The organism is Roseibium alexandrii DFL-11, from assembly GCF_000158095.2.
Lineage (GTDB): Bacteria > Pseudomonadota > Alphaproteobacteria > Rhizobiales > Stappiaceae > Roseibium > Roseibium alexandrii.
Window position 1 is genome coordinate 2,092,621 of the sequence record NZ_CM011002.1, and the last position, 12,527, is coordinate 2,105,147.

A 12,527-nucleotide genomic window follows, 5' to 3' on the forward strand; every position below is an offset into this window, starting at 1 on the left:
ATTTCCTTGATTGTCAGCGCGTCAGGCTTCGGAAGTCTTGCGGTAGATGAAATTCCGGTCTGCCTTGATGCCCTCAGGATTTGGCAGATGCTCAAAATTGGGAAGTTTGAGCTCCAGGCCGGTCAATATGTAACCGCCCACGGCCATCCGCTCGTCAATCATCGGCGCGAGCCAATGCACGGTGGCCAGATCCGTGGTCGGATCCCCGGATCCAATGTCGATATGTGCAAAAGACGCCTTGCCGCCGACCCGTGGCCCGCAGAAGGCCAGCGTGTCCCGAATGTCGCCCTGGATCATGTGCTCCGCGTCCGGGGCGCAACTCGGGTGGCAGGTCAAGGCATGATCGAAAACGAAAATCTCTTTGTTCGGATAGATTTCCCGCAGGTGATCGTATGTCCGGCCGTTGCCCAGCCCCAACTCCAAGATTGGCCCGTCAACCTCGTTCACTTTGTCTATAAGGGATTCAAGAATGATCTTCTGGGAGGTCATCCGGCGGATAAAACTGTCCAAGCGGCTCATGCAAAAAGTCCTGACTGTGCAAAGTGTTTGCACTGCATAGACCGGCAGGCGAGCAAGGTCAAAGCTGAACGGGCAGACTTGTTTGCGGCTGGACGCCTTGGTTCGGATACCGAGGCCTAAAGGAACGAAACGATACCGACTATGTTCGCGTCCATTTCGACTTGCCTGGCTTGAAGCTCGTCCACGTTGGCCTGCACTGCTCGCTGCTGCGTTGTTAACGTCGCCTGAGTGATCTGAATCTGCTGATCGACCAAGCCAGTAAGAACGTTACTGACCTTTGCCGCGAAGGTGTCAGCGGACAATGCCTTGTAGCCAACCTGTGTCTGAACACTCGCGACATTCAGGCCGGTCGCCTGAAACCGCATTCCCGCGAGGACAACTTCAGAAACCGGATAGACCTTTATCAGCGTAACGCCGTAAACTTGGAGCCCCCATGTTGATAGAACGATCTGACCACCAAGCATTCCGGAAAGGCTGATCTTCCCGACGAAACTGGTCTTAAACAATTTGGTGAACCAGTTGCTGTTGCCACTCGTGCTGCTGGAACTGTCGCCAGTGGTGTTGTCAGTACTGTCGCCCTGCACCGTTTCCGTTTTGTTATTGGCGAACAGCTCCATGTCGCCGGTTTTGTCGCCAGCGTTGAGCGTCAGCGTCTTGTTGGTGCCGCTCTTGAGGCTCATGATATCGCCGGACTGAACGTTCACGCTGCCGGTTGTTTCGTGCTCATAATCGCCATTGACTTGAAGATGGTGATCCCCGGTTTCGACGAACATGTTTTCTGCGGCCTTCAGAAGGAAATGCCCGTCACAGGCCATCAGAATGCCATGGCTGGACTGATCGCTGCTGCCTGCTGAATTTTTGAAGATGTTTTCGCTGCCCGTGCCCTGAGATTCGATGTGTTTTTGCGGATAGTAATGTTGTTGATCTGCAGGAACGTTCTGAGCTTGCTGCTCCAAGTCGCTATATCCGCCAAGCCGTAACATCGCACCAAGGTCGATGTTGTCGGCAACTTCCCCATCTTCTGTCGGCACTTTGGGCAGATAAAAGTAGACGTGCTTGGTGTTGTAATCGATCTGCGAGCCAGATCCTGAATCGTTTGTGTTTGCGTCAGACACCATACACCCCCCCAGCTAAGAATCAGCCCGCCGCAACGATGGCACAGGCATCGTTATGCGAGCAATCCAACGATTCAATACAGCCTATGTTTGCATTCAAGTTGGATAGATATTGGAAACATAACCTGGCCCAGAGAAAAATCCGGGCTAAAAACTGACACCGACCCGATAGGCGTGAAGTGCGGCTGGAACCGACGGCGCCGACGGAAACACTACGAGCTTTTCACGGCCAACAGTGGCTGTTGCCCCATCCCAAAACAATCATACTTGCGTATCCCGATTGGAACCTCGGGCTACAGAAACACTACAACGCCCTTTGTGTTGGCCTGTACATCACCGTTGTTCAGTTCAACCTGCTGGGCAGCAAGACGGATCGCGTTATCAGCGGCATTGATGTTCGTTTCCTGAATTTTGATACCAATCCCGTCGAGACTGGTCAGGTCACTGCGCAAGTTAGCGATACGGCTTTCGACCGACAATGCCTTATAGCCGACCTGGGTTTGGACACTTGCCATGTTAAGACCAGTTGCCTGAAACCGCATGCCGGCAAGTACAACTTCGGAAACCGGATAAACCTTGACGAGGGTTGCGAGATAAAGCTGGAGCCCCCAGGAGGACGTAACGATCTGCCCCGCTGCAAACGCGGAATAAGCCACATCGAGGCTGTAAGTCATCGTCAACCCCCAAGTGGTAATCGTATTATTTCCTTTCGTAGAGTCGGTTTTATTGCCCGACGTATTGTTGTTGTTGTCGCCCTGCACCGTTTCCGTCTTGTTGTTGGCGAGCAATTCCATATCGCCGGTTTTATCGCCTGCGTTGAGCGTCAGTGTCTTGTTGGTGCCGCTCTTGAGATTCATGATGTCGCCGGACTGAACATTCACGCTGCCGGTGGTGTCGTGCTCATAATCGCCATTGACCTGCAGATGGTGGTCCCCGGTTTCGACAAACATCTTTTCGGCAGCTTTCAAAAGAAAATGCCCGTCACAGGCCATCAGAATGCCGTGACTGGACTCGGTGCTGCTGCCGGCGGATTTCTTGAAGATGTTTTCGCTGCCAGCCCCTTGCGTATCGATATATTTTTGAGGGTAATAATGAAGCTCGTCTGCCGGAAGCTTGTGAGCTTGCTGCTCCAGATCGCAGTAGCCGCCGAGGCGTAACATTGCCCCAAGGTCGATGTTGTCGGCAACTTCCCCATCTTCTGTCGGCACTTTGGGCAGATAAAAGTAGACGTGCTTGGTGTTGTAATCGATCTGCGAGCCAGATCCTGAATCGTTTGTGTTTTCGTCTGACACCACACACCTCCCAGCAAAGGATCAGCCCGCGGAAACGATGGCACGGAGATCGTCACGTGGGCAATCCCATTATGCCATGCCGCTTATGTTTGATATGAAGATGGCCATGAAGGCATTGAAAATGAACCAGTATTACCAATTTTTAACATGCTGGATAACTGCCATCCATCGATATTTGGATGCAAGGCGATTGACGAACCGTTCCGAACCCTGCAAGCAGCGGCCCTGATTGCCTCTTACAGGCGAGACGCACGCGGAGACATGAATGCCATCTGAAACGCCGACAACCATCAAGCTGGAAGACTACCAGCCGCCGGCCTATCGCATTGAAACCGCAAACCTCAATGTTCTCCTGGACCCCACGGCTACGCTGGTCATTGCTGAGCTGAAAGTCGTCCGCCAACCGGATACGAAACCCGGCGCTCCTCTCATCCTGGATGGCGATAACCTCAAACTGTTGTCGATTGCGGTTGATGGCGCGCCTCTGCAGAGCAACGCGTATGACGTAACACCATCTGCGCTTGAGCTGACACCGCCAACCGGTGACACGTTCACACTGACCATAACCACCGAACTCAATCCGGATGCGAACACGCAATTGATGGGACTCTACAGGTCATCCGGAACCTACTGCACCCAGTGCGAAGCTGACGGGTTCCGCCGCATTACCTATTTTCCGGACCGCCCGGATGTCCTCAGTGTCTACACAGTCCGGCTGGAAGCCCCGCGCGATGCCTGCCCGGTCCTGCTTTCAAATGGAAACCTGATTAAGACGGGCTTGGTTCCAGACACCGATCGGCATTTTGCCATCTGGCACGACCCGCATCCCAAACCGGCCTATCTGTTTGCTTTGGTGGCGGGTGATCTTGCCAAGATCACGGACAACTTTACCACCGCGTCCGGCAACCCCGTCGAGCTCAACATCTTCGTTGAACATGGCAAGGAAGCGCTTTGCGACTGGGCCATGGATTCGCTCAAACGGTCCATGCGCTGGGATGAAGAGGCTTTCGGCCGCGAATATGATCTTGATGTCTTCAACATTGTTGCCGTGTCGGACTTCAACATGGGCGCGATGGAGAACAAGGGCCTCAACATCTTCAACGACAAGTACGTGCTTGCCGATCCGGAGACGGCCACCGATCAGGATTACGCCAATATCGAGGCCGTGATCGCCCACGAGTATTTTCACAACTGGACCGGCAACCGGATCACCTGCCGGGACTGGTTCCAGCTGTGCCTGAAGGAAGGCCTCACCGTTTTCCGGGACCAGGAGTTTTCAGCCGACATGCGCTCGCGCCCGGTGAAACGGATCGCGGATGTGAAGCTCTTGAAAATGCACCAGTTTCCTGAAGATGCCGGCCCGCTGGCCCATCCGGTGAGACCGCGCTCTTATCAGGAAATCAACAACTTCTACACCGCGACGATCTACGAAAAAGGGGCCGAAGTCGTCCGGATGCTGCAAACGCTACTTGGCGAAGACGGCTTCCGGTCCGGATTGGACCTGTACTTCGACCGGCACGACGGCGAAGCCACCACGATTGAAGCATTCCTGAAGTGTTTCGAAGATGCCACCGGCTCGGATCTGGACCAGTTTGCACTCTGGTACGAACAGGCCGGGACGCCGTTGGTATCGGTCAATACCGCCCACAACCCGAAAGACAACAGCTTCAAACTGACCCTCTCCCAGGAGATCCCGCCATTGCCGGGACAACAATCGGCAAAGGCGGCCGTGATCCCGCTGAGATTTGGCCTTCTTGGACCCGATGGTCAGGATCTTGAGATCACAACGGGGGACAGCACGAAGGTGACCGGCGACGTCATTCTTCTCAAAAGACCAGCCCAGACAATCACCTTCCAGAATGTGCCTGACGCCCCGAAGGTCTCCCTGTTACGCGGCTTCTCCGCCCCGGTCCGTCTCACCCAGGACCAGTCGGCTGACGACCTGGCGTTCCTTGCCAAGCACGACAGCGATCCCTACAACCGCTGGCAAGCCGTTCAGACGCTGGCCACTCAAACCCTTCTTGCGCGTACTGAAGCGGTTCGCCGCAAAGTGGCGTTTGCAAGCGCCGCAGATCTTGTCGCCGTTCTGCAAACCGTGCTGGAGGATGACCGTCTCGATCCTGCGCTCAAAGCCCAGGCACTGACGCTGCCGAGCGAAACAGACACTGCTCAGGACATCGGCAACAACGTTGATCCGGATGCTATTCATACTGCCCGCACCCGCCTGATTGCGGAAATCGCGGATGAGCTGCAACCCCTGCTGTTGCCATTAGCGCGGGATTACGCGAAAGACAGCGCCTTTTCCCCGGACGCAGCCTCGGCAGGAAAACGCGCTCTGTCCAACCGGGCCCTGCACTATCATGCCCACTCAAGCAATCCGGGCGCCGTTGCCCTGGTCAATGACCGGTTCGAAAACGCAAACAACATGACCGACAGGATCATGGCGCTGACCTTACTCGTGCACCACGGCTTTGAAGGCGCAATGGACGCCCTTCAAGCGTTCCGCTCCCGTCATGCGACCAGCGCCCTTGCCATGGACAAATGGTTCGCCGCACGCGCCACAGCCCCGCGCGATGAAACACTACAAGTGGTGCAGGATTTGATCGCCGACCCGCTTTATGAGCCCAGCAATCCGAACCGCGTCCGCGCCGTGCTGCACTCCTTTGCCACCGGGAACCCGACGCAGTTTTCACGCGCTGACGGCAAGGGTTTCAATCTTATTGCCGAATCAGTTCTGCAGATTGACAAAAGAAATCCGCAGGTCGCCTCGCGATTATTGACAAGCTTCCGCTCCTGGAGAGCTTTGGAGGGGCGGAGATCATCCCTTGCTGAATCTGCCCTCTTGAGGGTTTCTTCAAGCGAAGAACTGTCGAGAGACTGCCGTGACATTGTCGACAGGACATTGCAGTAAGTCTCTATATTTGGAAACGTTAACAAGAGCTCTGGTAAAAGCGCGCCTTGTTAACCATTTTCTTCTTCTGCGACTCTAGACAAATACTGACGATTTGATTCAAATGGAAGTGATTCGGAGCTCGGCTTCGGAGCGGCGGAATTGAGGCACACTTCCTATGTCAAGAGCATTTGCGGGCTCCGCTACCGGGCGGCGCAGCGCTAAGGATTCAGGACGTAAAACCAGCGCGGGCGCGCAAAGAGCGCTCTGGCGCAACTTCGTGTCTTCCGCCCATAATCACCTTGAACGCTCTGACAGCCTGATGCGGCGGCTGATCCCGGCTCTCGCCATCTTGTTTCTCGTTTTCCTTGCCATGTATCGGACAGGCGAACTTGTCGGGCAACACGAATCAGCCCGTTCAGACGCAGAGACCACCCTCAGCCTCATGGCGTCGGTTGTTGCAGCCCCCCTCAATGCATCCGGCAAAGACCTTCCGGCGGCGGGCTACCGGACGACGCTGAAGCGCATCCTTGCAGACAGCCTGCCCACCGGCGCGACCAGCAAGGGCCGCATTTTCCTGATCTCCGACACGAACGGCAAGATCGCAGCGTCCGCGCCGCTTCAACCTTCTCTGGAAGGCCGCCCGCTGACCGACCTCCTCGGCCCGGCACAACCCCTGACCGTGTTCGGCGAACGCGCAGGTGTCCTTTCCATTCCGGTGAACCTGACCGGCCGTGACGGCCCGGAGCCCGTGCTTGCTACCGTTCGCCATCTTGACGGTCAGCTTGGTATGATTGCGGTCGTGCAACCAGAGTCAGTCGTATTTGCAGACTGGCGCAGTGCACTTTCTGCGAATGTCACCTTGTATGTCGGCGTGTCGCTGGTGCTTCTGGCCATTATCTATGGATTTTTCAGCCAAGCCTCGCGGGCCGAACAGGCTGACGAGAACTATGCGGCGACCCGGGCCCGCATTGACACCGCCCTCACCCATGGCCGTTGCGGTCTCTTCGATTGGGATCTCTCCCGCGGGCGCATGTTCTGGTCCTCGTCTCTTTATGAACTCCTTGGCCGGGAACCCAAGGATGACATCTTGAGCTTTTCGGAAGTCTCCGACCTTACGCACCCGGATGACATCGACCTTCTCGGGCTTGCCGAACACCTCCTTGAAAGCGGCGAAACACTGGTCGACGAAACATTCCGCATGCGCCACGCCGACGGCAGCTGGATTTGGCTGCGGGCCCGCGGCGAAATCCAGGTCGATCCGGGCCGGGCCGAGCCGCACCTTATCGGTATTTGCCTCGACATAACCGAGCAGCATTTGCTTGCAGAGCAAAGCCAGATGGCGGACTTGCGCCTGCGCGATGCGATCGAGACCATCTCCGAGGCGTTTGTCCTTTGGAACACCCGCAACGAATTGGTGATTTGCAACTCCAACTATCAGTCCCTGCACAACCTGCCACCGAGCGCCGTCAAGCCCGGAACCCCCTACAAGGATGTTCTCGCCGCAGCCGAAAATGGCCCGGCGTCTCCGCAGCCGGTCCAACTCAGCAAGCGTCAGGGCGGACCGGAAGGATCATATGAAGCTCAGCTGGAAGATGGACGCTGGCTGCAAATCTCGGAACGCCGGACCAAGGACGGCGGCTTCGTTTCAGTGGGCACCGACATCACCGCGCTGAAGAAGCACGAAGAGCGCCTGACGGAATCTGAGAAGCGCTTGAAAGCAACGGTCACAGACCTGCAGCGGTCCCGCAAGATCCTGGAAGTCCAGACGCGCCAGCTTTCCGAAATGGCCGAGAAGTATCAGGAAGAAAAGACACGCGCAGAAGCCGCCAACCAGGCGAAGTCTGAATTCCTCGCCAATATCTCTCACGAGCTGCGGACACCGCTGAACGCCATCATCGGCTTTTCCGACATCATGACGCAGGAAATGTTCGGTCCGCTCGGCACAGACAGATATGCCGATTATTGCAAGGACATCTACTCTTCCGGCACCTACCTTTTGAATGTGATCAACGACATCCTCGACATGTCGAAGATCGAGGCCGGCCGGATGTCGATCGAAACCGAGGTGGTCAACGCCAGCGAGGCCGCAGAAGATGCAGCGCGGATCATCACGGGAGCCGCTTCTGAAAAGAACATCGTTATCTCTGCAGATGTCGCCGACAACCTCCATGTCGATGTCGACAAACGGGCATTGAAACAGGTGCTCCTCAATCTTCTCGCCAATGCTGTCAAGTTCACCCCGGACCATGGGACCGTGACATTGAAGGCCCGCCCGCGCGGCGACAAAGTCCGGTTTGAAGTGACCGATACCGGGATTGGTATTTCGGAGCGCGATATAGAGCGGTTGGCCAAGCCATTTGTTCAGGTGGAAAACCAGTTCACCAAGACCCACCAGGGGTCCGGACTGGGCCTTGCAATTGCCCGTTCCCTGGTGGAATTGCATGGCGGAAAACTTGCCATTGAATCTGAGGTCAAGAAAGGGACGGTCGTCAGCTTCTCGCTGCCACTGGCCCGCACCGACAGCACTCAGATCGCTCAGTCAGCCTGAGCCAAGCCATTTTTACCCGTCGCCCCGGATCTTCGCTGGCCTCACACGGTGAAACTGCCTCCTGCCGATAAAACTCCATATCGCAGTGCACAATTTTTCCACACAAGATATACTTAGCCCGACAAACAGTTTTCCCTTAATTTACAGAAGCAAACTCTTGTCTCATTCCCAAGTAATCACCTTCCCAAAACCAAAAAGCCGACTAAACTTCTGGTTTTATTTTCGTATTACACTATCCTATTTACACAAGATTCATCCATCGAAACAATGATCAGGAGCGTTCACCCTTTCGAATGAACACGCTTACGCTAGGTCATCAAGATGAATTCTCTTGTTAAATTCTTCAGTAATTTGAAATTTTCATACAAGGTTTGGAGCGGCTTCGCAGCGATTTTGCTTCTCACCTTGATTGTCGGAGGGGTTGCGACTTTCGCCATACTTGGATTGGCGGAAAGAACACAAGTGTCGGACAAGACCTCAGCGGCGATGGCCGGCCTAAACCAAGCTGCCAATGCGCGAGAAGCCTATCTCAAGGCGCCGAGCACTCGAAACGCGGAAGAAGCCACACAGAGGCTGGATGACCTTCGCGAGTTGGTTATGCCTTTGCACAAGGCTGTTGCGGACGGGACGCCGGCAACTGACAAGTTAGGTTCGGCCAGACAAAAGGTGGAGGAACTGGAGGGAACGTTCAAGCGCCTCACTTCGGCAATGTCTGCACAATTAGCAGCGCTTGAGACCGTGATGTCGACGAGCGCGAAGCTTTCAGACTTGACGCATCTTATCGGCGAAGCAGTCACCAAGGAACAACAGTCCGCTGTTGCAGCAGCTCAAGTCGCCAAGGCCACACAAGACGCCGCGCGCCTCTACGGGATTGCGGCAGCAGAAGTGGAAACACAAGCCAAATCCCTGGCGCCGCGTTTTGGCCACGGCGGTCAATACAAGGCCAAAGATCTGACCGACGACGTGATGGCTGAAATCAATGACGGCATTTCGAAAATGATTGCAGCCGCAGAACGTTTGGAAACTGCGAGCCTTGCAACACTGAAACCGGAAGACACCAAACTTCTCGCAGACAGTGCAAGGGCCTTCCCTGTCGCACTTTAAGATCTGCTTGGGGAAACCAATCTCTTTAACCGGGCAGGCAAGAAAAAGACCGTCGCTGACCTCGTCACCGTCCTTCAGGACGGCAGTCTGAATGCGCGGATTACAATCTATGAAACCTTCGGTGAGGAACTGGAAAATGCCACCGAAAACCAATCAAGATTGGCCGCATTGGCAGGCATCAGCCGGCAAGCAATCGCCCTCGCACAGGCCACAACGACGACCCGGGCGGGGACTGTGGAGTTTGCGACCGGCCTTGGCACTGTTACCGCGGACGAAATCCGCGACGTAGCGGATGAGTTTCAAACAATCTCCACAGCCATGGAGGAGGCTGGCGAGACCATTCCGGAAGCCACTGAAAGCATTTCTTCGGTTCGCGATGCGACGCTGGCTTTCGCTGATGCCTTCGATGAAATCGTAGCGGCGAAGGCAGAGCGGGACACGCTTCCGGCACAAATGCAGTCCTTGTCCAACGACGTCGGATCTGAAATCACGGCAATTGCAGCCGGTCAGTCCACACTGACACGCGCGGCGAGCCAAAACGCGCTGTATCAAATCGGCGTCGCGCTCGCCGTCGCGATCAGTGCTGGTTTTCTTCTGGTTTATGTCTTGAGCCTTGCCATTACACGGCCGATCGGCTCCCTCACTCAGGTGATGGCGCGTCTTGCAGGCGGTGAACGCGATATGGAGATCCCGGACACCGACCGTCTCGATGAAATCGGCGAAATGAGCCGGACCGTTGAAGTCTTTAAAACGAACGCACAAGAGCGCGCCCGCCTTCGGGCGGATCAGGAAGCAGATCAAAAAACGCGGCAAAGCCGCCAGCAACAGATCGACACCTTGATCAACGACTTCCGCGCAACGGCACAGGATCTTCTGGAGTCTGTCGGAGCAACAGCTGAAACGCTCGATCAGACGGCGCAAAACCTGACAGGGATTGCCCAGGACAGTGCGTCGAGCGCCAACAACACACTGACAGCCTCCAGCGATGCAGCACAAAACGTACAGACAGTTGCTTCAGCTGCAGAAGAACTGGCCGCATCCATCGGCGAAATTACCGTGCAGGTTTCCCGCACAACTCAAGTGGTTGCCAAGGCAACCGAAGGTACTCGGACCACAAATCAAAAAGTTGAAGGCTTATCTGCCTCTGCATCCAAGATTGGCGAGGTGGTCACTCTCATCCAAGCGATCGCCGAACAGACCAATCTGCTCGCGCTCAATGCAACCATCGAGGCGGCACGAGCTGGCGAAGCGGGCAAAGGTTTTGCCGTTGTCGCCGCCGAGGTCAAGGAACTGGCGACACAGACGTCAAAGGCGACTGAAGAAATCTCCTCGCAAATTGCTGCGATCCAGATTGCGACCCAGGAATCCGCCGATGCCATCGGCTCGATCACCGAGACCATGGACGAGGTCAACAGCTACACCAGTGCGATAGCAGCCGCAGTTGAGCAACAAGGCTCAGCTACCTCCGAGATCTCCCGGAACATCCAGCAAACCTCTGAAGGCACAAAGGTGGTGACGGACAACGTTACGGAACTGACCGAGGCGGTGACCCGGACCAATGCCTCGGCCGGCGAAGTTGTGACCGCATCAGATGATCTGAACACCAAGACCGAGGCCTTGAAACTGGCCGTTGACCGGTTTTTGGAGGACGTCGCCGCAGCATAAACCTCGTCGTGCTCAAGGCGCGTGTGACCATATCGACAGTCAAAAAACATCCCAGGCGTCACGCTTGGGATGTTTTTTTTGCCCCTTTTTCAGATGGAACCTCTGACAGGAAAGCGCGAATGGTTGTCAGGCTTTCCCAACCAATGAAGTCAGAATGTCCCGTGATCGCGTCCAGAGCAGCGACCCGCCCTCGTCCTCAAAGAAGTGCCGGTTCGCATGCTTGAGGCGGGATGCCATCAGTGCCCCGCCATCAGGCGAATGCACCGGGCTTGCATCCTTGCCGCCGTACCAAAGATCCACCGGACAGGTGATTGCGTCCCAAGTGAACGTCCATGGTCCCATCGCGGCAACCGTATCGAGGGCATAGCCGGCTGGCCTTTGCGCAAACCCGCGTTCCAGAGCGGATTTGAAGGCCGAGTGAAACGGTTCGGACAGATAGACCGCCTGATCCAACTCGGAACTGGTTGAGATGATGAACTCCAAAAAGCTATCCGGATCGAAAAAGCCTTCGAGCATTATGATCAATGCATCGGGATTGTGCTTGGCATCCCGAACCATCTGCTGAAGCTGGTCCGGCAAGCCACTGAAGAACTCCGGCCGGGACAGTTCGTCCTGCCCCGAGACAACTGCCAACCGACTGACCGGTCCGTCGGCCGAAAGCGCCAGTGCGAAAGGCACGCCCTGCGAGACGGCGGCAACAGGGATTGCACCAGCGCCGAGATATCCGATCATTTCGGCAAAATCATCAGCCACACTTTGCAGGGTTTTGCTGGGATCCGGGTCAGACCCGCCAAGGCCCGGCCGGTCGGGAGCAATCAGGCGAATGTTCAGTTCATCGAGACAATCAGCACCAAAGCCAAGCGACCCAGCAGTTCCTGCACCAGAAATGAACAGGATCGGCTGACCGGTCTCCGGCCCCCACTCGTACCAGGCCAGTCTGCGGCCGTTTTGCAAAGAAAGCTTCGCTGTGCGCTCCGGATTGCGGATCGCGTCAGATGTCGGGAAAGTCAATTGAAATACTCCGGGAAATACAAATGGTCGCGCAAATTGATAAATGCGCGAAGAGACTGAGGCCGCCGGACGATGCTGTCCCTACACCAGCGCACATGCGCAAACAAGCCTTAGGTGTGCCAGATGCAACCACCACTAAAAGGTATCTACAGGCCACCGTCGTGGATTTTTTATGGAACGAAGTTCGGCTTCCCGCGTTTGTTCAATGCATGACACTGAAAGGAGACATGATGACAGACCGTGAAAAACGCAAAGCTGAAATCAAAAAAGAAGCCGAGCGCATCAAGAAAGTCGCGGAAAACTCAAGCACCGGCGGTCAACTGGGGGGCACTTTCTTCGGTCAGGAACACGACGGCGGCATGAACGCTGGCCGCGGATAA

General features: G+C 55.7%; 9 protein-coding genes. 5 read left to right on the forward strand and 4 right to left on the reverse strand.

Going from position 1 to position 12,527, the window contains the following annotated elements:
* Window positions 1-21 precede the first annotated feature (21 nt).
* From SADFL11_RS09650 to SADFL11_RS09660, 3 genes are all read right to left on the reverse strand, one after another.
* A complete protein-coding gene (locus tag SADFL11_RS09650; RefSeq protein ID WP_040451752.1) occupies window positions 22-519 on the reverse strand; it encodes a class I SAM-dependent methyltransferase in 498 nt (165 codons plus the stop codon).
* Window positions 520-635: 116 nt separating this feature from the next.
* Window positions 636-1,637, reverse strand: a complete 1,002-nt coding sequence (locus SADFL11_RS09655) for a hypothetical protein (RefSeq protein WP_008194463.1) — start codon at window positions 1,635-1,637, stop codon at window positions 636-638.
* 290 nt (window positions 1,638-1,927) lie between these two features.
* Window positions 1,928-2,926 (reverse strand): hypothetical protein, encoded by a 999-nt coding sequence (locus SADFL11_RS09660; protein WP_040451751.1) that lies wholly within the window; start codon window positions 2,924-2,926, stop codon window positions 1,928-1,930.
* 265 nt (window positions 2,927-3,191) lie between these two features.
* On the opposite strand from SADFL11_RS09660, the gene pepN reads away from it, so the two are divergent.
* The 4 genes from pepN (at window position 3,192) to SADFL11_RS09680 (ending at window position 11,136) form a co-directional block, all read left to right on the forward strand.
* Window positions 3,192-5,837, forward strand: coding sequence for an aminopeptidase N (pepN, locus tag SADFL11_RS09665; protein WP_008197112.1), 2,646 nt, complete (start codon window positions 3,192-3,194; stop codon window positions 5,835-5,837).
* A gap of 157 nt (window positions 5,838-5,994) precedes the next feature.
* Complete coding sequence (locus SADFL11_RS09670) at window positions 5,995-8,367, forward strand: PAS domain-containing sensor histidine kinase (protein WP_040451750.1); 2,373 nt, start codon at window positions 5,995-5,997, stop codon at window positions 8,365-8,367.
* Between the two features lie 462 nt (window positions 8,368-8,829).
* Window positions 8,830-9,471, forward strand: a complete 642-nt coding sequence (locus SADFL11_RS09675; RefSeq protein WP_134852968.1) for a hypothetical protein — start codon at window positions 8,830-8,832, stop codon at window positions 9,469-9,471.
* A 159-nt stretch (window positions 9,472-9,630) separates the two neighbouring features.
* Window positions 9,631-11,136: a methyl-accepting chemotaxis protein gene (locus tag SADFL11_RS09680; protein ID WP_008194908.1), complete on the forward strand. Its 1,506-nt coding sequence runs from the start codon at window positions 9,631-9,633 to the stop codon at window positions 11,134-11,136.
* 126 nt (window positions 11,137-11,262) lie between these two features.
* Here the strand turns inward: SADFL11_RS09680 and SADFL11_RS09685 are convergent, their stop codons facing one another.
* Window positions 11,263-12,147, reverse strand: coding sequence for an alpha/beta fold hydrolase (locus SADFL11_RS09685; RefSeq protein ID WP_008194349.1), 885 nt, complete (start codon window positions 12,145-12,147; stop codon window positions 11,263-11,265).
* 23 nt (window positions 12,148-12,170) lie between these two features.
* Between SADFL11_RS09685 and SADFL11_RS09690 the strand changes: the two genes are divergently transcribed.
* Window positions 12,171-12,527 carry a hypothetical protein gene (locus SADFL11_RS09690; RefSeq protein ID WP_134852969.1) on the forward strand — a complete coding sequence of 119 codons (357 nt, stop codon included), beginning with the start codon at window positions 12,171-12,173 and terminating at the stop codon, window positions 12,525-12,527.